Annotated in this window: 16 protein-coding genes and 5 pseudogenes; 18 read left to right on the top strand and 3 right to left on the bottom strand. The window is 36.6% G+C overall.

What is annotated here, in order from left to right; all coding sequences use genetic code 11:
* Nucleotide 1 precedes the first annotated feature (1 nt).
* The 8 genes and pseudogenes from HT719_RS05730 to HT719_RS05705 all read left to right on the top strand — a co-directional run bounded on the left by HT719_RS05730 (nt 2) and on the right by HT719_RS05705 (nt 6,847).
* Nucleotides 2-1,060 carry a UDP-N-acetylglucosamine--N-acetylmuramyl-(pentapeptide) pyrophosphoryl-undecaprenol N-acetylglucosamine transferase gene (locus HT719_RS05730; protein WP_023939970.1) on the top strand — a complete coding sequence of 353 codons (1,059 nt, stop codon included), beginning with the start codon at nt 2-4 and terminating at the stop codon, nt 1,058-1,060.
* Nucleotides 1,061-1,069: 9 nt separating this feature from the next.
* Entirely contained in the window at nt 1,070-2,290 is a 1,221-nt protein-coding gene (locus HT719_RS05725; protein WP_050262156.1) for a cell division protein FtsQ/DivIB, read from the top strand.
* A gap of 131 nt (nt 2,291-2,421) precedes the next feature.
* Nucleotides 2,422-2,553 (top strand): hypothetical protein, encoded by a 132-nt coding sequence (locus HT719_RS11900; protein WP_007284949.1) that lies wholly within the window; start codon nt 2,422-2,424, stop codon nt 2,551-2,553.
* Between the two features lie 12 nt (nt 2,554-2,565).
* The gene (locus HT719_RS11895) at nt 2,566-2,688 is read left to right on the top strand and encodes a hypothetical protein (protein WP_001153673.1); all 123 of its coding nucleotides are present in this window, start codon (nt 2,566-2,568) and stop codon (nt 2,686-2,688) included.
* A gap of 239 nt (nt 2,689-2,927) precedes the next feature.
* Nucleotides 2,928-3,551 (top strand): peptidase M50, encoded by a 624-nt coding sequence (locus tag HT719_RS05720; protein ID WP_240156554.1) that lies wholly within the window; start codon nt 2,928-2,930, stop codon nt 3,549-3,551.
* Between the two features lie 209 nt (nt 3,552-3,760).
* Nucleotides 3,761-4,756 (top strand): annotated as a pseudogene (locus HT719_RS12015) (ThiF family adenylyltransferase).
* A gap of 545 nt (nt 4,757-5,301) precedes the next feature.
* Nucleotides 5,302-6,141, top strand: a pseudogene (locus tag HT719_RS05710) (ABC transporter ATP-binding protein).
* Nucleotides 6,134-6,847, top strand: a complete 714-nt coding sequence (locus HT719_RS05705; RefSeq protein WP_172928525.1) for an ABC transporter permease — start codon at nt 6,134-6,136, stop codon at nt 6,845-6,847. The pseudogene HT719_RS05710 and the gene HT719_RS05705 overlap by 8 nt, the downstream one beginning before the upstream one ends.
* Nucleotides 6,848-7,049: 202 nt before the next feature.
* Here HT719_RS05705 and HT719_RS12010 read toward each other — a convergent pair.
* Nucleotides 7,050-7,274 (bottom strand): annotated as a pseudogene (locus tag HT719_RS12010) (IS30 family transposase); the annotation flags it as partial.
* A gap of 318 nt (nt 7,275-7,592) precedes the next feature.
* On the opposite strand from HT719_RS12010, the gene pyrF reads away from it, so the two are divergent.
* The 3 genes from pyrF (at nt 7,593) to lysS (ending at nt 10,837) form a co-directional block, all read left to right on the top strand.
* Nucleotides 7,593-8,294, top strand: coding sequence for an orotidine-5'-phosphate decarboxylase (gene pyrF, locus HT719_RS05700; RefSeq protein WP_172928523.1), 702 nt, complete (start codon nt 7,593-7,595; stop codon nt 8,292-8,294).
* Between the two features lie 33 nt (nt 8,295-8,327).
* The gene (gene pyrE, locus HT719_RS05695; RefSeq protein ID WP_100104733.1) at nt 8,328-8,960 is read left to right on the top strand and encodes an orotate phosphoribosyltransferase; all 633 of its coding nucleotides are present in this window, start codon (nt 8,328-8,330) and stop codon (nt 8,958-8,960) included.
* Nucleotides 8,961-9,346: 386 nt separating this feature from the next.
* Nucleotides 9,347-10,837 carry a lysine--tRNA ligase gene (gene lysS, locus HT719_RS05690; protein ID WP_050207953.1) on the top strand — a complete coding sequence of 497 codons (1,491 nt, stop codon included), beginning with the start codon at nt 9,347-9,349 and terminating at the stop codon, nt 10,835-10,837.
* Nucleotides 10,838-10,904: 67 nt separating this feature from the next.
* Here lysS and HT719_RS05685 read toward each other — a convergent pair.
* Nucleotides 10,905-11,786 (bottom strand): annotated as a pseudogene (locus HT719_RS05685) (transposase); the annotation flags it as partial.
* Between the two features lie 65 nt (nt 11,787-11,851).
* Between HT719_RS05685 and HT719_RS05680 the strand changes: the two are divergent.
* The 6 genes from HT719_RS05680 to kdpC all read left to right on the top strand — a co-directional run bounded on the left by HT719_RS05680 (nt 11,852) and on the right by kdpC (nt 20,160).
* Nucleotides 11,852-14,485: a sensor histidine kinase KdpD gene (locus HT719_RS05680; RefSeq protein WP_119919982.1), complete on the top strand. Its 2,634-nt coding sequence runs from the start codon at nt 11,852-11,854 to the stop codon at nt 14,483-14,485.
* The gene (locus tag HT719_RS05675) at nt 14,475-15,200 is read left to right on the top strand and encodes a response regulator transcription factor (RefSeq protein WP_000787304.1); all 726 of its coding nucleotides are present in this window, start codon (nt 14,475-14,477) and stop codon (nt 15,198-15,200) included. The genes HT719_RS05680 and HT719_RS05675 overlap by 11 nt, the downstream gene beginning before the upstream one ends.
* 299 nt (nt 15,201-15,499) lie before the next feature.
* On the top strand, nt 15,500-15,577 hold the full coding sequence (gene kdpF / locus HT719_RS05670) for a K(+)-transporting ATPase subunit F (protein WP_119946541.1): 78 nt from the start codon (nt 15,500-15,502) through the stop codon (nt 15,575-15,577).
* Nucleotides 15,578-15,589: 12 nt separating this feature from the next.
* The gene (locus HT719_RS05665) at nt 15,590-17,335 is read left to right on the top strand and encodes a potassium-transporting ATPase subunit KdpA (RefSeq protein WP_000939242.1); all 1,746 of its coding nucleotides are present in this window, start codon (nt 15,590-15,592) and stop codon (nt 17,333-17,335) included.
* An 8-nt stretch (nt 17,336-17,343) separates the two neighbouring features.
* Nucleotides 17,344-19,413, top strand: coding sequence for a potassium-transporting ATPase subunit KdpB (gene kdpB / locus HT719_RS05660; RefSeq protein ID WP_101514414.1), 2,070 nt, complete (start codon nt 17,344-17,346; stop codon nt 19,411-19,413).
* A gap of 129 nt (nt 19,414-19,542) precedes the next feature.
* On the top strand, nt 19,543-20,160 hold the full coding sequence (gene kdpC, locus HT719_RS05655) for a potassium-transporting ATPase subunit KdpC (protein WP_001225808.1): 618 nt from the start codon (nt 19,543-19,545) through the stop codon (nt 20,158-20,160).
* Between the two features lie 406 nt (nt 20,161-20,566).
* Here kdpC and HT719_RS05650 read toward each other — a convergent pair.
* Nucleotides 20,567-20,871: pseudogene (locus tag HT719_RS05650) on the bottom strand (ISNCY family transposase); the annotation flags it as partial.
* A 404-nt stretch (nt 20,872-21,275) separates the two neighbouring features.
* Between HT719_RS05650 and HT719_RS05645 the strand changes: the two are divergent.
* Nucleotides 21,276-22,434: YSIRK-type signal peptide-containing protein (locus tag HT719_RS05645; protein WP_172928521.1), on the top strand; the 1,159-nt coding region annotated here is incomplete at its 3' end.

Below are 22,434 nucleotides of genomic sequence, written 5' to 3'. Positions count from 1 at the left end.
TATGAAAAAAATTGTCTTTACAGGTGGGGGGACGGTTGGACACGTGACTCTCAATCTTTTGTTAATGCCCAAGTTCATCGAAGATGGATGGGAAGTCCACTATATCGGAGATAAACGTGGTATCGAACACCAAGAAATCCTCAAGTCAGGTTTGGATGTCACCTTCCATTCCATTACGACTGGAAAATTGCGTCGCTATTTCTCTTGGCAAAATATGCTGGACGTCTTCAAAGTTGGTTGGGGAATTGTCCAATCGCTCTTTATCATGTTACGACTTCGTCCACAGGCCCTTTTTTCAAAGGGAGGCTTTGTCTCAGTACCGCCTGTTATTGCAGCACGTGTGTCAGGAGTGCCTGTCTTTATTCACGAATCTGACCTGTCTATGGGCTTGGCCAATAAAATCGCCTATAAATTTGCGACGAAAATGTATTCAACTTTTGAACAGGCTTCAAGTTTGGCTAAGGTCGAGCATGTGGGAGCAGTGACCAAGGTTTCAGACCAAAAAAGTCCAGAACCAGATGAATTGGTGGATATTCAAACCCACTTTAATCCTAAATTGCCAACTGTATTGTTTGTCGGTGGTTCTGCAGGCGCTCGTGTCTTTAACCAATTGGTGACAGACCATAAGAAAGAACTGACAGAGCGCTACAATATTATCAATTTAACTGGAGATTCTAGCCTGAATGAGTTGAGCCAAAATCTTTTTCGTGTTGACTATGTGACCAATCTCTATCAACCCTTGATGGAATTGGCTGATATTGTTGTGACACGAGGTGGTGCCAATACGATTTTTGAGCTCTTGGCCATGGCAAAATTGCATGTTATTGTGCCACTTGGTCGTGAAGCTAGTCGTGGAGACCAGATTGAAAATGCAGCTTACTTTGTAAAAAAAGGCTATGCAGAAGAGCTTCAAGAAAGTGATTTGACTTTGGATAGTTTGGAAGAGAAGCTGTCTCACTTACTAAGCCACAAGGAAGACTACCAAGCTAAGATGAAGGCTTCCAAGGAATTGAAATCTCTAGCAGATTTTTATCAATTGTTGAAAAAAGATTTATCATAAGGAAAGTAAATGTCAAAAGATAAGAAAAATGAGGGCAAAGAAATCCTCGAAGAATTTAAAGAGTTATCAGAATGGCAGAAACGAAACCAAGAATACCTAAAAAAGAAGGCTGAAGAAGAGGCAGCCCTAGCTGAGGAGAAGGAAAAGGAAAGACAGGCTCGAATGGCTTCAAAATCTGAAGAGTCAGATGAAACTGGGGACCGAGAGAGTGAATCTAATCCAAAAGACCCAGAATCAGCTAAGGAAGAGTCTGAGGAAAAAGTAGCATCCTCAGAGGCTGACAAAGAGGAAGAAGAGATAGAAGAATCAGGGTCTAAAGAGAGCGAGGAACAGGATAAAAAGCTTGCTAAAAAGGCTACAAAAGAAAAACTAGCCAAAGCAAAGATTCCTGGTATCCATATCTTGCGAGCTCTAACGATTTTATTTCCAAGTCTGCTTTTATTGATTGTCTCTGCCTACCTACTCAGTCCTTATGCGACCATGAAGGATATTCGTGTCGAGGGAACGGTGCACACTACGGCTGATGATATTCGACAGGCTTCAGGTATTCAGGATTCGGATTATACGATTAACCTTCTGCTAGACAAGGAAAAATATGAAAAGCAGATTAAGTCTAACTATTGGGTTGAATCAGCTCAACTTGTTTATCAATTTCCAACCAAGTTCACTATCAAGGTCAAGGAATATGATATTGTGGCCTACTATATTTCTGGTGAAAACCATTATCCTATTCTTTCCAGTGGTCAGCTTGAGACCAGTGCTGTGAGTTTGGTCAGTCTACCAGAAACTTATATATCAGTTCTCTTTAATGATAGTGAAAAAATCAAGGCTTTTGTCTCAGAACTTTCTCAAATTAGCCCAGAACTCAAGGCGGCTATCCAAAAGGTGGAACTAGCTCCCAGCAAGGTCACTTCCGATTTAATTCGATTGACCATGAATGATTCGGACGAAGTCTTGGTTCCTCTATCTGAAATGAGTAAGAAACTGCCTTATTACAGTAAGATTAAGCCTCAATTGTCAGAACCAAGTGTGGTCGATATGGAAGCTGGAATCTACAGCTACACTGTAGCGGATAAATTGATTATGGAAGCAGAAGAAAAAGCCAAAAAAGAGGCCGAAGAAGCTGAGAAAAGGCAGGAAGAAGAACGTAAACGTTTAGAAGAAGAACAGAAAAAACAAGAGGAAGAGAGCAATCGAAACCAAACGACCCAGCGCTCATCGCGTCGCTAGGTTTTACCTTTTTTCTCATAGTACTTTAGTGACTAGTTTTTACGTTTAATATTTGACATCTGTTTTTCTTTATGTTACATTATGCAGTGTAATCGATTGCAAAATAATTTTTTATGAAGAAGGTAACACATATGTCAGATGAAGTATTCTTATTTGAAGAAATTGAAGAAATCGTAGCCTCTACAGATGGTGAATTTTGGGGGAGTTTTACTTGGAACTGGGGTAGTTCTCTTAATTGGAGTAGCCTATTGTTAAAAAGATAGGGAGTGATAATCATGCAAGATAACTTTTTATTTGAGGAAATTGAAAAAATTTCAGTACCAGTTAGTGATTTTTCAGCTGGACTTGCAACAGGTATCGGATTTGGTTTAGCAATCCTTGCTCTTGCTGGTTGTTGAAGTTTGTTCATTTACTAACATTAAGCTTTTTCAATTTCATTTTAGACAGTCATTTGAATTTTCCGTATTAGTCTTGCAGCAAGAGATTAATAGAATTAGTTATTATTTTATTGATTGCGGACTGAGGGACAGTATCATCTATATATACCATCCAGTAAGAAACATGTATTAGTTGGGAAACAGGAAAAAAATGGTTAGAGCAACTAATAGGTCAAGAATTTACCATATAGGACTTATTAGTGTTAGTAGGGAAGAAATATTATTTAAGATTTTATATTGTTCTTAGTAAAATGGGACTTATAGATTCTATGAAATCACGAAAAAAGATAAATATTTTTAAAATATCTTGGGACTTTAATATAACATTATCTGAAAAATTAAACTATAAAAGATTTAATAAGAATTTTGAAAAAATCCTATTTGGTATTTTCCCATTGGCTCTTATTTTGCAATGTTTTATTATGTATATTTATAGGGCGGATATTTTGACTAATTTCCAAAACTTTCCAATAACGCTAAACATTCTTTTATTTTGGTTGCTTGTTGTTATTATATCTGCAACGATACATGAATTTAGTCATGCAATAATTGCTAATAATTATCAAATTGAGATCCCAAATTGTGGAATAATGCTACTTTTGTTTAATTTGGCTTTTTTTGTAGATTTAAGTGGGGTGCAATTCTTAAAAAATAAAAAACAATTTTTGAAAATTATGTTAGCAGGAATTGCTTCAAATTCGATTTTATCACTTACAGGTTTACTTGTTTTATTGTTCACATCGTATAAATTGCTTGGACTCTTATTTTTTATCATTAACTTAGGTATGATTTTTATTAATTCAATTCCTTTTTTTTCAGTATGATAGTGGTATTATTTTAAGATACTTGAATTCTAACAATAATAACTTGAATTTTCAATATATAGTTCAACTTTTAATAGCATTTGTTATTATTTATTTCCCTTTGAGTCAACTATTACAGTTTTTGACACCTAATATTATTGTTCGTAGTATAGGAGGGGTGGTTGTTTCTATACTGCTTTCTATATTATATATGAGAGGAAGGACGAAATATGTTCTACGTAAATAGTTATGTTTTTGCTTATAAAAAAGAAGGTATAATGTATTTGCGTGTTCGGAGTATGCGGGAAATAGCTATAGAACCTCAAATTTCGCAAGAATTTATCAACGATCTATTTAATAGTTGTAAGGAACTATTAGAGATAGAAGAAGTATTAGGCAGTAAACTAACATTTGAACTATTAAATGAACAAATTTTAATTTCGGATGAGATAGATATTGATAGTAGATATTCTAGAACTAAAGGTTGCTATTCGTTATTTTATAATGAAGAGTATAATAAAATACAGAATAAAACAGTATTAGTATTAGGAGCAGGAGCCTTAGGATGTTATATATCTCTAAGTCTAAGTATGTATGGAGTGAGGAAACTTATTGTCGCTGATTACGATATAATAGAACCATCAAATTTAAATAGGCAAATTCTTTATACAGAGTCGGATGTTGGTAAGGAGAAGATTAATGTTCTTTCTGAAAAAATACACAAGTATAATTCAGATGTTCAGGTAGTACCTATTTCTATTAAAGTTTCTTCAGTAGAAGAATGAGAAAAAATTGTTGCGGAATATGGGAGTATAGATTTTATCGTTAAAGCAATTGATACGCCCATTGATATTATAAAAATTGTCAATCAATTTGCTGTATCGCATAAGATATCCTACATATCAGGAGGGTTTAATGGATGCTATCTTATTATTGATAATATATATATCCCTACCATCGGTTCTTGCTTTGGTTGTCGGAATATAAACAAAGATATAAATAAGTACACTTTATCTGATAAGACAAAGTGGCCGACTACACCAGAGATGCCTGCTATTTTGGGAGGGATAATGACTAATTTAATAATTAAAATATTTCTGGGATGTTATAATGAAATCCTAATAGATAACGCTTACGTTTATAATATGAGAAATCATGCTCTAAGTCAAGAAAAATATGTTCTGGAAAACGGAGAATGTCCAATTTGTAAAAAAATAATAAAGTGAAAGATAACAATATTAGAGCGAAAACATTTATTCGTTCAGTTTGTTTTTGCTTATTATCAGGAGGAGTAGCTTTTTTATCTGCTATTGGGCAGTTCACTGTTATAGAAACACAATTAATAGTATTGTTCTTGGGTATTATTTTTGCCATCATTGGAAAATATAGTATGGCTTTTTTCATCGTTTGAGATTTTATTTTTGCTTGTTAATTTTAGAACATTTATTCAGTTACCAGTGGATATTTTTATTGGTATGATAATATTTTTAATGCTGTGGATATTTATTATGTTAGGTATAGTGTGTCTTAGTTATTATATAACTTTATTATTTAGCAAGGAGGCTTAGTATGTTTAAAAAAATAGGTATAATGAGCATTTGCATATATATAATTATTTTATACTGCTTGAGAATGTATCGTATTATCAATAATATTGAAACAATCTTGCTAACGGTTATATGCTTAATGTTATTGTTTTTTTTAAGACGTTTATTTGATAAAGATAAGTAAATAGATGTTAAGTAAAAATGTAGAATATAAAGGAGGTGCAATGAGTATGATTGAAGTTAGCCATTTATCAAAAAGTTTTGGTGATAAAATAGCTTTAAATAATATAAGCTTCACTGTTAAAGAAGGTTAGATTTTTGGATTTTTAGGACCATCTGGTTCTGGAAAGACCACAACGATTAATATTCTGACTGGGCAGTTCCTTGCCGATAAAGGACAATCTATTATTTTGGGACAAAAATCTCAAAATTTAACAAGCGGTGAATTAAAGAGAATTGGATTGGTTGGCGATACAAGTGGATTTTATGAGAAAATGTCTCTGTATAACAATCTTCTTTTTTATAGTAAATTTTATAATATTAGTAAATCACGTGTTGATAATTTGTTAAAGCGAGTAGGATTATATGATAGTCGCAAGATGGTAGCAGGAAAATTATCCACTGGAATGAGGCAACGAATGCTTTTAGCACGAGCTCTTATCAACAACCCCGCTGTACTCTTTCTGGATGAACCGACCTCAGGTCTAGATCCCACAACTTCTCGAACAATTCATGAGTTAATTTTAGAATTGAAAACAGCAGGGACAACGATTTTTCTAACGACTCATGATATGAATGAAGCAACTCTTTTATGTGATTATGTTGCCTTATTAAATAAAGGGAAATTAGTTGAGCAAGGAGCTCCTTCTGAACTCATTCAAAGATATAATAAAGATAAAAAGATTAAGTTTACAGATTATAATGGGAATCAGATAACTTTTGATTTTACATCACTAGAACAGGTATCTCAGGCTGATCTGGAAAATATTTTTTCAATTCATTCATGTGAGCCTACTTTAGAAGATATTTTTATCACATTAACAGAAGGAAAGCTAAATGCTTAAACGGTTTCTGGCTTTGGTATGGTTGCGTTGTCAAATTATCCTTTCCAATAAGAGTATTTTATTGCAAGTTTTAGTGCCTTTTGCTTTCACATATTTTTATAAATATCTTATGGAAACACAGGGGAAGGTCAACGATCAACAGGCATTAGTTCTTTTGATGATGTGTTTACCTTTTTCTTTGGCTTTGGCTGTTGGAAGTCCTATAACTATTATCTTGTCTGAAGAAAAAGAAAAGTACAATTTACAAACTCTTCTGTTGAGTGGTGTTAAAGGCTCCGAATACATTTTATCAACTATGTTTCTTCCTTTTTTGCTAACTTTTGTGATTATGGGAACTACTCCTCTTATTTTAGGAGTTACAATTGTACATACTTTTAATTATATTACAATCGTTCTTCTAACCTCTTTATCCATCATTTTATTCTATTTATTGATAGGTTTAACCGCGAAGAGCCAAGTAGTAGCTCAGGTTATCAGTCTTCCTGCTATGATTTTAGTTGCTTTCTTACCGATGCTATCTGGTTTGGATAAGACAGTTGCGAAGATAACAGATTATAGTTTTATGGGACTGTTTACTAAGTTTTTCACAAAATGGGAGGAATTTTCATGGAATAAAACTCTAATTCCTAATCTAACACTACTTATTTGGATTGTTGTTCTATTAACTTTAATTACGATAACTATTAGGAAAAAGAAAATTTCTTAATTGAGTTATTTTAATGATTATAAACACAAGTGGGAAGGAAAAAATGAACTGATCTTTTTGACAGCAATTCTACAGAATAGTCTTATTGCTATATTTTGATTTGAGTGTACGAAAAAAGAAAAATAACAATAGTGCTCATACTAATTGCAGAAGTTTTGGGTGATAAGATAACTGATAAATTGCAATAAAAAATGCAACATTTTTAAATCTCCTCTATAAGTGCTTCAAAAAGTGCTTCAAAAACTGTCTTGTAATCCAAGTATTTTTGGGGACGGTGATTAATAAGCTAGCAAAGCATCATTAAGGATTTTTTCGGTAATTGTTGCCAAATCGGTTTAAGAAAATACCCACGAAGAAGTTCATTCGCATTCTCATTACTTCCCCTTTGCCAAGATGAATAGGCATCCGCAAAATAAAACAGAATTCCCATTTGTTCAATTAAAGGGTAACAAGCAAACTCTTTTTCTCTGTCCGAAGTGAAAGTCTTTAACTATTCTTTTGGAAAGAGTCTTGTGAGGTGTTCAATAGCAGTCAACATGGATTTAGCTGTTTTTACTTGACAAGTACTAGTAGAAATAATAGAATAATAGAAAACCTTTAAAGCAGTCCAGAGAGGCAGCTAAGGTTAGACGGTGAAAGGGTGGAGACTACCCATTTTTCGTGGAACCTTGCTGTTGGCAGGTTCCTTTTTTCGTAGCTTCTGTTGGCCAGACTCTCTCACTAGCAAAGGTAAAAGGAGAAACCTATGCGAGAACATCGTCCAGTCATTGCTCTTGATTTTCCTAGTTTTGAGGCGGTCAAGGAATTTTTAGCTCTTTTCCCAGCAGAAGAAAGCCTTTATCTCAAGGTAGGGATGGAGCTTTATTACGCAACGGGTCCTGAGATTGTATCTTACTTGAAAGGTCTGGGTCATAGTGTCTTTTTGGATCTCAAGCTTCATGACATTCCCAATACAGTCAAGTCAGCTATGAAGGTCTTGTCTCAGCTTGGTGTGGATATGACCAATGTTCATGCTGCTGGCGGTGTAGAGATGATGAAGGCTGCGCGTGAAGGTCTTGGAAATCAAGCCAAATTGATTGCAGTGACTCAGCTGACCTCAACATCGGAAGCTCAGATGCAGGATTTTCAAAATATCCAAACCAGCCTGCAGGAGTCTGTCATTCATTATGCTAAGAAGACAGCTGAAGCTGGCTTGGATGGTGTCGTTTGCTCGGCTCAGGAAGTACAAGTCATCAAGCAGGCTACCAATCCAGATTTTATCTGTCTGACACCGGGCATTCGTCCTGCAGGTGCTGCGGTTGGAGATCAAAAACGCGTTATGACACCTGCTGATGCCTATCAAATCGGCAGTGACTATATTGTAGTGGGACGTCCCATTACCCAAGCTGAGGATCCTGTTGCAGCTTATCATGCCATCAAAGATGAATGGACACAGGACTGGAATTAAAGAACTAGATTAGAAAAATAAAAGGAGAATACCATGACACTTGCTAAAGATATCGCTAGCCACCTCTTGAAAATTCAAGCCGTTTACCTCAAACCAGAGGAGCCTTTCACTTGGGCATCTGGTATCAAGTCACCAATTTATACAGATAACCGTGTGACACTAGCCTATCCAGAAACTCGTACTCTCATTGAAAATGGTTTTGTGGATGCTATCAAAGAAGCCTTTCCTGAGGTAGAAGTCATTGCAGGAACTGCGACGGCAGGGATTCCTCACGGAGCTATTATTGCTGACAAGATGAACCTGCCATTTGCCTACATCCGTAGCAAACCAAAAGACCACGGTGCTGGTAACCAAATTGAAGGCCGTGTGGCTCAAGGACAAAAGATGGTAGTGGTTGAAGACCTCATTTCAACTGGTGGTTCTGTTCTTGAAGCCGTAGTAGCAGCTAAACGCGAAGGAGCAGATGTACTTGGAGTTGTAGCGATTTTTAGTTACCAATTGCCAAAAGCAGATAAGAACTTTGCAGATGCTGGTGTTAAACTTGTGACGCTTTCTAACTACAGTGAGCTCATTCATTTAGCCCAAGAAGAAGGGTATATCACGCCAGAAGGCTTGGATCTCCTAAAACGCTTTAAAGAAGACCAAGAAAATTGGCAAGAAGTGTAAAAAAATCAAAAGACTAAAAGGTTAAAAATTATCCTATTCTGTCATATCAGGTGTATGAATGACAAGATTCAAGTTGTTAATGTTTTTTACGTCAATTGTTTAAGTTTTAGATTTGCTTGGTTTGCTCTTATATAAAAAGTAGCACACGTCATGAAAGTTACAAGGGTTAAAGTGTAATCCATAAACATGGTCAGATTTCCTTTTCTGAGATGTTGGAATTTCTTGCTTATCCCAGTCTTTTCAGTGATTTGGCTCAGTGATCTTAGCGTCAAGTTCTTTTTAGTTTTTAAAGATTATCCGTGAATTTCTTGCTTATTTATGATAAAATGGGAGTATCGCAAAAAAGACTCATCGTATTCAATTTTGAGTAAAATTAGGAGGATCCCATGTCAACAGAACATATGGAAGAACTAAATGACCAGCAGATCGTTCGCCGTGAAAAAATGGCTGCGCTCCGTGAACAAGGAATCGATCCTTTCGGAAAACGCTTTGAACGCACTGCAAATTCACAAGAATTAAAAGATAAATTTGCTGATCTCGATAAAGAACAATTACATGATAAAAATGAAACAGCTACTATCGCAGGACGCTTGGTAACCAAACGTGGTAAAGGTAAAGTAGGTTTTGCCCACCTTCAAGACCGCGAAGGCCAAATCCAGATCTACGTTCGTAAGGATGCTGTCGGTGAAGAAAACTACGAAATCTTCAAAAAAGCAGACCTTGGTGACTTCCTTGGTGTCGAAGGCGAAGTGATGCGTACAGATATGGGAGAACTCTCTATCAAGGCTACTCACATCACACACTTGTCTAAGGCTCTTCGTCCTCTACCAGAGAAATTCCATGGTTTGACAGACGTTGAAACAATTTACCGTAAACGTTACCTTGACTTGATTTCTAACCGTGAAAGCTTTGAACGCTTTGTCACTCGTTCAAAAATCATCTCTGAAATCCGTCGTTACCTTGACCAAAAAGGTTTCCTTGAAGTGGAAACACCTGTTCTTCACAACGAAGCTGGTGGTGCCTCTGCCCGTCCATTTATCACCCACCACAATGCCCAAAACATTGACATGGTGCTTCGTATCGCGACTGAGCTTCACTTGAAACGCCTTATCGTGGGTGGTATGGAACGCGTCTATGAAATTGGCCGTATCTTCCGTAACGAAGGAATGGATGCTACTCACAACCCTGAGTTTACTTCTATCGAAGTCTACCAAGCTTATGCTGACTTCCAAGATATCATGGATTTGACGGAAGGCATTATCCAACATGCTGCTAAATCAGTTAAGGGCGACGGTCCAGTCAACTACCAAGGAACTGAAATAAAAATCAACGAACCATTTAAACGTGTTCACATGGTGGATGCTATCAAAGAAATTACTGGTGTCGATTTCTGGCAAGACATGACTTTGGAAGAAGCTAAAGCTATCGCTGCTGAGAAAAAAGTTCCTGTTGAGAAACACTATACTGAGGTTGGTCACATCATCAATGCCTTTTTTGAAGAGTTTGTTGAAGAAACTTTAATCCAACCAACCTTTGTCTATGGACATCCAGTAGCTGTATCTCCACTGGCTAAGAAAAATCCTGAAGACCAACGCTTTACTGACCGTTTCGAGCTCTTCATCATGACTAAGGAGTACGGTAATGCCTTTACTGAGCTCAACGACCCAATCGATCAGCTTAGCCGTTTTGAAGCCCAAGCTAAAGCTAAAGAACTTGGTGACGATGAAGCGACAGGTATCGACTACGACTACATCGAAGCCCTTGAATATGGTATGCCACCAACAGGTGGTTTGGGAATCGGTATCGACCGTCTCTGCATGCTCCTCACGGATACAACTACTATCCGTGATGTATTGCTCTTCCCAACAATGAAATAAGCTCTTATCCTCTGGTACTTGCCAGGGGATTTTTGGCTCTTTGTCAACTGTAGTGGGTTGAAGTCAGCTAAGCTCGAGAAAGGACACATTTCGTCCTTTCTTTTTTGATGTTCAGAGCGATAAAAATCCGTTTTTTGAAGTTTTCAAAGTTCCGGAAACCAAAGGCGTTGCGTTTGATGAGTTTGATGAGATTATTGGTTGCTTCTAATTTGGCGTTAGAATAGTGTAGTTGAAGGGCGTTGACAATCTTCTCTTTATCTTTGAGGAAGGTTTTAAAGAAAGTCTGAAAAAGAGGATGAACCTGCTTAAGATTGTCTTCAATAAGTCCGAAAAATCTGTCAGGCTCCTTATTCTGAAAGTGAAAAATCAAGAGCTGGTAGAAATCATAGTGGTGTTTCAAGTCTTCTGAATAGCTCAAAAGTCTATCTAGAATTTTTTTTATTGGTCAAGTGCATACGAAAAGTAGGGCGATAAAATCGTTTATCGCTGAGTTTACGACTATCTTGCTGGATGAGCTTCCAGTAGAGCTTGATGGCCTTGTATTCATGAGACTTTCGATCCAATTGATTCATGATTTGGACACGGACACGACTCATAGCACGGCTTAGATGTTGCACAATGTGAAAACGATCAAGAACAATTTTTGCATTAGGGAGTGAAACAGTCTGGGAGACTGTTTCAGCCTGAGCCTAGAAATTCGAAAGCGAAGCTGTTTAGCCAAGTCATAGTAAGGACTAAACATATCCATAGTAATAATTTTGACGCGACATCGGACGGCTCTATCATACTTAAGAAAGTGATTACGAATGACAGCTTGTGTTCTACCCTCAAGAACAGTGATGATATTGAGCTTGTTAAAATCTTGCGCAATGAAACTCATCTTTCCCTTGGTGAACTCATACTCGTCCCATGATATAATCTCAGGAAGGCTATTGTAAAAAAAATAAAATTAGGTTATAATGACTTCTGATAAATGATTTTACTACAAAAGGTTGGGTTAACTAAGGTGATGTTATGAAAACAGGGGCGTTAAGAATTTATTTTGGTTATGCTGCAGGAGTTGGAAAAACCTATGCTATGCTTAGAGAAGCGCAGCGAGCTCAAAAAGCTGGAGTAGATGTGGTAGTAGGTTACATTGAACCTCATAATCGACCTGAGACTATGGCTTTACTGATTGGTCTTGAGCAATTATCTCCTAAAACAATAAAATATAAAGGTATCACCTTAAATGAGTTTGATATTGATACTGCTTTAAGGCGTCAACCACGCATTATTTTAGTGGATGAATTGGCTCATACTAACTGTTTTGAGTCACGTAATAAAAAGAGGTACCAAGATATTAAGGAACTGCTTTATGCAGGGATTGATGTCTATACTACTGTAAATGTCCAACATATTGAAAGTTTAAACGATGTGATTGAAGCTATTACAGGGATTCAAGTTAATGAGATAATTCCAGATGCTATTTTTGATCAGGCTAATCAGATTGAACTTGTAGATATTGACCCATCAGATTTACTTGAACGATTGGATAAAGGAAAAATTTATTCTAAATCGCAAGCTAAATTGGCCAAGCGTCACTTTTTTACTGAAGAAAAGTTAATATCTTTGAGAGAAATCGCTTTGCGCAAAGCAGCTGATCAGATTAATGGAAGTGCTTTTCGAGGAAAAAAAGTTAAAGATAGTATTGTGACCAAGGAACATGTCTTGGTCTGTGTGTCACCCTCTCCCTCCTCTTCACATGTCATTCGCGCTGCTTCAAGATTAGCAAGTGCTCTTAATGCAGACTTTACAGCCCTGTATATTGGTAGTTTAGATAGGGAACTGACTAATCAGGAGTTACATCAGAACTTGGAATTGGCAGAGCGGTTGGGAGCTAAGGTGACAGTTATGGATTATAATAATGTGACCAAGCAGATTGCTGATTACGCAAAATTGAGCCGTGTTTCTAAGTTAGTAGTCGGAAAAAGTGGCTCCAGAACTATTTGGCCTAAAGAAAATATTGTGGAAGTTCTTAGTAAGAATGTTCCTGATTTGGATATGTTTGTAGTCCATAATACTAGAGGAAAAAAAGAGACTTCGGTTGGTAAGCTCTCGTTGCCTTCTTGGTTTTCTAAATGGCAATTTTCTTTCAGTGATTTGGTTAAAACACTGGTGGTATTGTTGCTAGTAACCTTAACAGGTCTTTTATTTCGTTTCTGGAATCTCAGTACCAACAACATTATAATAATATATATATTAAGTGTTCAAATAAATGCTGTTTGGACAAAAGGAAAACTTTATAGTGTGATTTCTTCTATTTTATCAGTTCTTTGTTTTAATTACTTTTTTGTGGCCCCCTACTACACTTTTACTTCTTTTAATCCTACTTATCCTATGACTTTTGCTATTATGTTAATTACTGGTCTGATTACTTCTAGTCTCATAAAAAGGATTCAAGAGCAGGCAAGATTATCTACTGAAAAATCTTATCTAACAGAGTTGTTACTACAAACAAATAGAGGATTATCTCAGGCAGACTCTATTCCTTCTATTTTAGAAGAACTAGCTATTCAAGTCAAAAAATTATTGAATAGTGATGTGGTGATTTATCCTGTAACAGGTGGTACTTTGGAGACGCCGAAATATTTCCCTACCAGTCATTCTTTGAGGACCTTAGCTGATTACTATCAGTACAATGAGCGAGGAGTGGTTGAGTGGGTTTTATATAATAATAAACAAGCTGGAGCAACAACAAACACCTTGTCTGCTGCTAAATTTCTGTATTTATCTGTCAGAGGTAAAGATTCTGTTTTTGCTATTATTGGTATTTTAATAGAGGATAAAACAATGATTGACCTGTTTGAAAAATCTGTTATTCTAACTGTTTTAGGAGAGGCATCCTTGGCATTAGAAAAAGAAGCATTACGCGAAGAACAACAAAAAATGGAACTTAAAATACAAAAAGAACAGTTAAGGGTTGATTTGTTAAGGGGAATCTCACATGATTTGAGAACTCCACTTACAAGCATATCAGGTCAGTCTAAATTAATGATGGAGACGGGGGGAATTATGGAGAAACAGCGTATGATAGAATTAGCTGCCTATATTTACGATGACTCTATGTGGTTGATTAATCTGATTGAAAATTTATTGTCAATTACTAAATTGGATAATGATACTACTCTTTCATTAAGAATAAATGTTTTCGATGAGTTGATTGAAGAAGCTTTGAAACATGTGGATCAACATATTAAGAATCATGACTTTGTTTTAATTTTATCAGATGATTTATTAATAGCTAAAATGGATGCTCCCTTGATTGTGCAAGTACTGGTTAATATCATTAACAATGCAGTTAAATATACGCATGAAGGATCTTTAATTACATTGACGAGTAATAGAAAGGATCAGAACCTGGTGGTTGAGGTTTCTGACGATGGTCCTGGTATTAACGATCAAGCAAAAGAAAAGATTTTTGACCTTTTTTATACATCAGAAAATTTGGCATCCGATGGTAAAAGAGGCCTAGGTATAGGACTATCTTTATGTAAGAGTATTATTACAGCACATGGGGGGACTATTTACGTCCATGACAATACTCCTAAAGGAGTTATCTTTGGATTTACACTACCACTAGCGGAGGTGAATGTATTACATGAAAAATGAAAATGTTAAGATTTTAATTTGTGAAGATGACTCTTCCGTTAACAGACTTTTATCCTTAGCAATGGAAGTTGAAGGTTATCATTATGTATCAGTTCGGACTGGAGAGGAAGCTTTGCGTCAGATCATTTCGCAATTTCCAGATTTATTATTATTGGATTTGGGTTTGCCAGATATGGATGGTAAAGACATTATTGACAAGATTCGTAGCTTTTCACAGCTACCTGTTATTGTTGTTAGTGCACGTGGAGAAGAAAGTGACAAGATTGATGCACTTGATGCTGGGGCAGATGATTATTTGACGAAACCCTTTAGCATTGATGAGCTTTTCGCTCGGTTAAGAGTTAGTCTTAGGAGGTCAAAGCAGATTAATCAACAAAGTGACGGTAATTCTGAAAAATCATCTTTTACTAATGGCTGGCTACATGTTGATTTTTTATCTAATCGTGTATTTGTTAATAACCAAGAAATTCACTTAACCCCGATTGAGTATAAGTTGCTTTGTCTTCTATCAGAGAATGTTGATAGAGTGTTGACTTATCGTTTTATTGTCAAGGAAATTTGGGGATATTATGAGGAAGATTTTTCTGCTTTGAGAGTTTTTGTTAATACATTGCGAAAAAAAATCGAATTAGGATTGGGTTACTCTAAAATGGTTCAAACTCATATTGGTATCGGTTATCGTATGATTAAGATTGAAAATTATGATGACAAATAATCCAAAAAGAATTTTATTCACCTGATTTGTAATTTCTTGGCAGCTATTTGAAACAAGTCTTAGGATAGGTTGTCTTAGGTTATTTTAGGAGACAATCTTTATATAATCTTTATTTTATATCCGTAATCTTTATATCATTTTTATACTTTTCGTGGTAGAATGATTATATTCTTGAAGGAGGATACAATGCTAGTAGATTTCATAATGTTTCTAGTTTTATTTTTTATTTTTTTGTTAATGATTGGTTTTATTGTTTGGTGTGATAAGCACCTTAAAGGTGATTAGAGGGAGAGTGTACTATGATAGTATTAGGAATAATTTTTGGTTTATTAATCTGTTATTTATTTTATGCTCTGTTATACCCGGAGAGATTTTAGGAGGAATGTGAGATGTTACAAATCATATTTGTCTTAGTACTGGCTTGTATTATTATATTACCAACTGGAAAGTATCTTTACCATATAGCTAGCCAGCAAAAAACTTTTGCAGATCCCATTATGGATCCTATTGATAGGTGGATTTATAAGTTGCTTGATGTGGACAAAAAAGGAATGACTTGGAAGGAGTATGCTGTAGCCCTTATTTTAACTAATGCTGTTATGGCTCTAGTGGCTTATGTAATCCTAAGAACACAGGCCTTTTTCTTTTTGAACCCCACCCGTGTTGGTTCATTAGAATCAAGCCTGAGTTTCAATACAGTCATATCTTTTATCACCAATTCTAATTTACAAAATTATGCTGGTGAGAGGGATTTGTCTTTTTTTAGTCAGATGGTTGTCATTACTTTTATGATGTTTACCTCAGCTGCTTCAGGCTATGCTGCTGCTATGGCTTTTATCAGAGGTGTATCAGGCAAGTATCAAGACATGGGGAATTTCTATGTTGACTTTGTTCGGGTGATTACTCGAGTGTTGCTTCCTTTTTCAATAATAGGCTCTTTGTTACTTATTTCACAGGGGGTTCCCCAAACACTATCAAAAGAGTTATATGCGACTACTTTGGAGGGCAATTTACAAGGTCTTATAATGGGACCGGTCGCTTCTCTTGAAATTATTAAACACTTGGGAACCAACGGTGGTGGTTTTTTTGCAGCAAATTCAGCAACTCCCTTTGAAAACCCTAATGTAATCACAAATATTATTGAAATGCTATCTATGATGTTGTTACCAGGTTCTATGGTAGTTGTTTTTGGTCATATGGTTTCATCTAGGAAAAAGGAAGATCATCCCTTTGAATCTGTACAGAAAGTTTCTTATAAGTCCACTAAATCTACGTTTATTAAACTAGGAGGACAGGCAAGACCGCTTCTGATTGTTATGCTATTCTTATTTTTTGTTGGTTTATCCATTATTGTTTGGTCAGAAAGTAGAGGAAATCCTGTCTTGCATCAATTGGGTTTGAATCAATCAATGGGAAGTATGGAAGGTAAAGAAGTTAGGTTCGGTATTCCAATGTCTGGTCTGTTTACAGAAATAACAACGGCTTTTACAACGGGTTCCGTGAATAATATGCACGATACTTTGACTCCTCTAAGTGGTGGAGTAGCTATGATTAACATGATGCTCAATGTTATATTTGGCGGTAAAGGTGTAGGAATAATGAATATGATGCTGTACGTTCTTCTTACTGTTTTTATTTGTGGATTAATGATTGGGCGTGCACCTGTTTATTTAGGAAAAAAAATTGAAGGTAAAGAAATGACTTTAATTGCTTTAGCCATCATGGTTCACCCTATGATTATTCTAGGTTTTTCAGCAGTAGCTGTCTCATTGCCAGCAGGATTTAACAGTGTTACCAATCCAGGATTTCATTCTTTATCACAAGTGATTTATCAATTTACCTCAGCTTCTGCTAACAACGGATCGGGATTTGAAGGACTAAAAGACAATACTTTATTCTGGAATATATCTACAGGATTAGCTATGTTTTTTGGACGCTATGTGACTTTGATTCTTCAGCTATCGATTGCTGGTTCGTTAATGACTAAGCAACATGTGAATGATTCCCTAGGTTCTTTAAAAACAGATACGGGGACTTTTGCCATTATTTTAGGTGTGATAGTGTTGATTATATCAGCCTTAACTTTCTTACCAGTCCTTGTACTAGGACCTTTAGCTGAATTTCTAACTCAATGAGGTTTATTATGATTTCAAAGAAAACTTACTTTCTGACAAAAAAGATACTACTCAGTTCCCTTAAAGGAGCGGTCGTAAAACTTCGCCCTAGTTACATGATTAAAAATCCAGTAATGTTTGTAGTTGAAGTTGGTTTTGTTCTGACCTTCTTTTTAACAATTATCCCCGTTGATGCTCAACAAGATAGCCAAAGTAGTCAATTGTATAATGGCATAGTAGCAGTGATCTTATTTTTAACTTTATTATTTTCTAATTTTGCTGAATCCATTGCGGAAGGAAGAGGAAAAGCACAGGCTGAAAGTTTAAAAAAGACGCAAGAAAATATGACAGCTAGACGACTCTATTTTGACAATGATGGTCAGACCCTTCTTGAAGAAACTATTGAGGCCACAGCCTTGCAAAAAGGAGATATCGTTCTGGTTAAGGTAGGAGAATTAATTCCTGGTGACGGTGAAGTTATTGAAGGAATTGCTTCTGTAGACGAATCAGCTATTACAGGAGAGTCAGCTCCGGTGATCAAAGAACCTGGTGGTGATTTTGCTTTTGTAACAGGAGGGACAACTCTTGCTAGTGACTGGCTTAAGTTGAAAATGACCTCACGTGCTGGAGAGTCTTTCTTGGACAAAATGATTTCCTTAGTAGAGGGTGCTTCTCGGCAAAAAACCCCTAATGAAATTGCCTTGAATACTTTGCTAGTTAGCTTAACAATTATATTCTTAATGGTAATTGGAAGTTTGTACCCGATTGCTAGCGCTTTGCACATAAAGATTACAGTTACTACTCTTGTGGCATTGACCGTATGTTTAATTCCAACAACAATTGGAGGTCTGCTGTCAGCAATTGGAATTGCAGGTATGGATCGCGTTACACGGTTTAATGTGATTGCTATGTCAGGAAAAGCAGTGGAGTCTAGTGGTGATGTGGATACTATGATTTTGGACAAAACAGGAACCATTACCTTTGGAAATCGTATGGCTGCTCATTTTGTTCCTGTAGATGGTGTTAGTCAAGAGTCTTTAATAAGAGCAGCTATGCTAAGTTCTCTACAGGATGATACACCGGAAGGAAAATCAATTGTTAAGCTTGCTAAAGAATATGGGGCAAGTATTCCTCCTATTTCTGAAGATATGACCTTTATTGATTTTACTGCTCAAACACGAATGAGTGGGATAGACTTTGTTGATGGGGGAATGATACGTAAGGGTGCCACAGATGCTATAAGTCGCTATATTAAAGGTAAAGGTGGTGTGATTCCGAAAGATTTGAAGTCTATCAGTGAAAGAATTGCTTCAGCTGGGGGAACTCCACTGGCAGTAGTGGAGGGGCAGAATATTTTGGGAGTGATTGCTCTCAAGGATACCATCAAACCAGGTTTAGTTGAGCGTTTTGCTCGCCTACGGGCAATGGGAATTAAAACTATTATGTGTACCGGTGATAATCCTCTTACCGCTGCGACCATAGCTCAAGAAGCAGGCGTTGATAGCTTTATCGCTGAATGCAAGCCAGAAGATAAAATTGAAGCTATTAAAAAAGAACAACGCTTAGGAAAAGTTGTTGCGATGACAGGAGATGGGACTAATGATGCCCCAGCACTAGCTCAGGCAGATGTCGGTATTGCTATGAATTCTGGAACAAGTGCTGCTAAAGAAGCTGCTAATATGGTGGATTTAGATAGCGATCCAACCAAGATTCTGGATATCGTTGAAATTGGAAAGCAATTATTAATGACGCGAGGAGCTTTAACCACTTTTTCAATTGCTAATGATATTGCCAAATACTTTGCCATTATTCCAGCTATTTTTATGCCCAGTATCCCCCAAATGCAATCGTTAAATATTATGTCATTATCAACGTCTTCCAGCGCAATTTTATCGGCTCTGATTTTCAATGCCATTATTATTCCTCTTCTAATTCCGATTGCGATGAAAGGAGTTTCTTATAAGCCTCAAAGGTCAGAAAAAGTTTTGGCTCATAACATGCTGATTTATGGTTTGGGTGGAGTCTTCATCCCGTTTATTGGAATTAAAATCATTGATATGAGTATTACTCCATTATTGTATCTATTGGGTTTATCCTGATAAGATTAGTTTAATATAATATAATATAATATTTAGAGGAATAAGATTGAAACTTATCTACATTGCTTTACGTTTAAAAGAATCAGTGTCTTTTCCTTGGGTTGAACATGAAAGGAATGAATAACAATCATGAGAAAAATATTTATACATATCAGACGTTCTGTCCGACTAAGTCTTTTATTTGGGGCGGTTTGTGGATTATTTTACCCTTTGCTGATTACCGGATTAGGGCAGTTTATTTTTCCTGTTCAAGCCAATGGTAGTCAAATTAAGCAGGATGGGAAGCTTATTGGATCGGCTTTAATTGGGCAAGAATTTTCGTCAGCTGCTTTTCTGCATGGTAGACCATCTGCTATTCAGTATAATACCTACCTTAGCGAAGGAGACCCAAGTGGACAAAGGCGGGATATTACTTCTGGTTCCCAAAATCTGGCTCCTAGTAATCCTGAACTAAAAGTACGTGTTCAAAAGGAACTGTCTCTTCTCATAGAAGAAAACCCAACTATTTCAATCAGAGATATCCCTGCTGATTTGGTAACAACATCGGCTTCGGGATTGGATCCAGAAATCAGTCCAGAAAGTGCTAAACTACAACTCCCCCGTATTTCTAAGACAACAGGTATTAGCTTGCCTAGACTGGAAGAAATCATTGACAAGCATACAGTAACAAAAATTTTTGGATTTCTAGGTGAAGATAGGGTGTCTGTGTTAAAAGTTAACATCGATATTATGAAGGAGCTGAACTAACACCGCTGTAAAAGTTATACGGGTATTATTGCAAGTAATTAGTAGTGAGAGGTACGCCTATTACAAAAAAAGGATAAAAAAGAACTCTTACTTCCTAGACTATATAATCTGATGAGTATCTTACAGATAGAGAAAGGAAGTTGGCATTTATTTATGAACTACTTTTAGCTGGTTTGAGATTTGTGACAAACTCATTTCACTGAAGAATTGCCAATCGAAAGTGATGATGTCCCAAAAAAATGGTGAGATTGAGGGCAATTATTTTGATTTTATTTGATACGAGGAACCCTTGAAGCTGTTTTGTCAAATGAAATGCTTGTCTTAGACTCCTTACTTTCTCTCTCCTAAATGTAAGGGATAGAGTGATTTCCTTTAAGGAACAGCTTCCCATTTAGCGAGAAATAGATTATACTTGTAGCTGAGGAGAATGAAGCTCCTCACTAGTAAACTCTTCATAATCCTTTTTATTTTTCTGAAGATATTGTTTGAAAGATGTGAGTTTCCACGGATGGGTTTGTGGAGGGACATACTTGCGTCTTTCTTTTTTTGTTCTGGTTCTGATTCAAAGTTTTTCGAATAGAGTTCATGAACTAGTAGCTCCTTTGTGTGACAGATCTTGTCAGCGATATTGAGGTAGATGTCACCGTCAACTTCTTTTATAACGAATGCTTTCGTCTTTCTGCTGAAGTAGACTTCTTTTCCTTTCTGTTGATAGGCTAGTAGCAGACGATTGCTTTGTCTTTTAGAAAGGTTCAGTTCGACACAGGCTCGATTCTTTGTTTTCTTTCCTTGGTCTATAGCTTTTATCACAAGATATTTTTTCGCTTCATTCATATTCAGTTGGATCCTTTTCATACGACTATTTTATCAAATGGGACATTTTCACGTTTGATTTACTAAAGACATTATTACATTCGAATTACAAAACCTAAAAAATCAAATGTTTTTCCTTGCAAAATTCGGGGGGGGGGGTGGTATAATTGTTGCTAGACTGTATATTCTTCATAGGAGATACAGTGGGGTAAATAGTCGTAAGTTGCTATTTATATATTATTGTCAATCGAAGAGGAAAATGACATGTTCTCTTCAATCATATCTTTAAAGGAGAAAGAGTTATGGATTTTAGAAAGTGTAACAGAGAAAAGGTCTTCCGTTACTCCATTCGTAAGTACCACTTTGGTGCCGCCAGTGTCGCGGTTGCCGCATTGATGTTTTTAGGAGCACGAGCTAGTGTTGTTCAGGCGGATACTACAGTAAATGCTACAGAGGTGTCTCTTGAGAGTTCTGAGCCTAAATCGGATCCAGCTGCGGAGGGAGCTAGTGAAGCTTCGAATGGAAGTGAGCGAAGTGCTGATGAAACAAGTAATTCTGTTCAGCGTACTCCTGTTGGCAGTGATAGGGACGCTTCTCCATCAAGCAATAATGGGGAAAGTTCTGAAGGGTCAGATAGAAGCAACAGTAGTGCCGTTAGCGGAAGTGATAGAAGTGCTGAAGAGACAAGTAACTCTGGTCAGCATGCTCCCGTTAGAAGAGCTAGGAGTGTCGGGGAAGACCGGGCATCAAGGTTGAATGGGGACTATTCATATAATGTTGATCAGGTTCCTGTACCAGATGAAATCTTTAACACTCCGATAAAGCTTTATGATTACTGGGGTCAGGGTATGTACAACTGGCTGACTCAAAATAGTAAACCAGGAATATTCGAACTCTATTATGATGATATTACAGAATCTAATAAAGTAAGACGTAAAGTTCCTAAATCTGGCAGAAAAATTGATCAATTATATAAAGACGAAGCTATAGATAATTTGCAGACATTTGATGTTTTTCGACATCATCCGACAGCAACCCGTCTAACTTTACAATTTGATGTGAAAACCGGCAATGTTAATATGAAGGTGATTGATTCGAATAATCAAGTACTGAGAACTATTCTAGTTCCTAAAACAGACATATTTATGAAGCAAAGCGAATGGGAGGTTAAGAAAAAAGAAAGGGAAAGGCAAGAAGCAGAAACAGGTCCAGCTAAGACAGCAGCCAAAGCAGCATTAGCTGAAGCAGTAGAGGCAGAAAAGGCAGAAATCAATGCCGATAAGAGTTTGACAAAAGAAGCGAAAGCAGAAAAACTCAAAGAACTAGAAGCTAAGCAAAGAGAAGAAGAAGCTAAGATTGACTCAGCAGAAGACGCTGATAAAGTAGCCGAAGCTAAAACAGCAGGTGAAACAGCAGTCAAAGCAGTTCATGACAATGGTGACTTGGGAGCCGTTAAGACAG

This window comes from Streptococcus sp. k-378, assembly GCF_013277505.1.
Classification (GTDB): domain Bacteria; phylum Bacillota; class Bacilli; order Lactobacillales; family Streptococcaceae; genus Streptococcus; species Streptococcus pseudopneumoniae.
The sequence above is the reverse complement of the archived record's forward strand: the minus strand, read 5'-3'. Positions and strand labels throughout refer to the sequence as shown.

Excerpts from the sequence above, each read along its gene's own strand:
- HT719_RS05730 (WP_023939970.1), top strand. The coding sequence starts at position 2 with ATGAAAAAAATTGTCTTTACAGGTGGGGGGACGGTTGGACACGTGACT.
- HT719_RS05725 (WP_050262156.1), top strand. The coding sequence starts at position 1,070 with ATGTCAAAAGATAAGAAAAATGAGGGCAAAGAAATCCTCGAAGAATTT.
- HT719_RS11900 (WP_007284949.1), top strand. The coding sequence starts at position 2,422 with ATGTCAGATGAAGTATTCTTATTTGAAGAAATTGAAGAAATCGTAGCC.
- HT719_RS11895 (WP_001153673.1), top strand. The coding sequence starts at position 2,566 with ATGCAAGATAACTTTTTATTTGAGGAAATTGAAAAAATTTCAGTACCA.
- HT719_RS05705 (WP_172928525.1), top strand. The coding sequence starts at position 6,134 with ATGCTTAAACGGTTTCTGGCTTTGGTATGGTTGCGTTGTCAAATTATC.
- pyrF (WP_172928523.1), top strand. The coding sequence starts at position 7,593 with ATGCGAGAACATCGTCCAGTCATTGCTCTTGATTTTCCTAGTTTTGAG.
- pyrE (WP_100104733.1), top strand. The coding sequence starts at position 8,328 with ATGACACTTGCTAAAGATATCGCTAGCCACCTCTTGAAAATTCAAGCC.
- lysS (WP_050207953.1), top strand. The coding sequence starts at position 9,347 with ATGTCAACAGAACATATGGAAGAACTAAATGACCAGCAGATCGTTCGC.
- HT719_RS05680 (WP_119919982.1), top strand. The coding sequence starts at position 11,852 with ATGAAAACAGGGGCGTTAAGAATTTATTTTGGTTATGCTGCAGGAGTT.
- HT719_RS05675 (WP_000787304.1), top strand. The coding sequence starts at position 14,475 with ATGAAAAATGAAAATGTTAAGATTTTAATTTGTGAAGATGACTCTTCC.
- kdpF (WP_119946541.1), top strand. The coding sequence starts at position 15,500 with ATGATAGTATTAGGAATAATTTTTGGTTTATTAATCTGTTATTTATTT.
- HT719_RS05665 (WP_000939242.1), top strand. The coding sequence starts at position 15,590 with ATGTTACAAATCATATTTGTCTTAGTACTGGCTTGTATTATTATATTA.
- kdpB (WP_101514414.1), top strand. The coding sequence starts at position 17,344 with ATGATTTCAAAGAAAACTTACTTTCTGACAAAAAAGATACTACTCAGT.
- kdpC (WP_001225808.1), top strand. The coding sequence starts at position 19,543 with ATGAGAAAAATATTTATACATATCAGACGTTCTGTCCGACTAAGTCTT.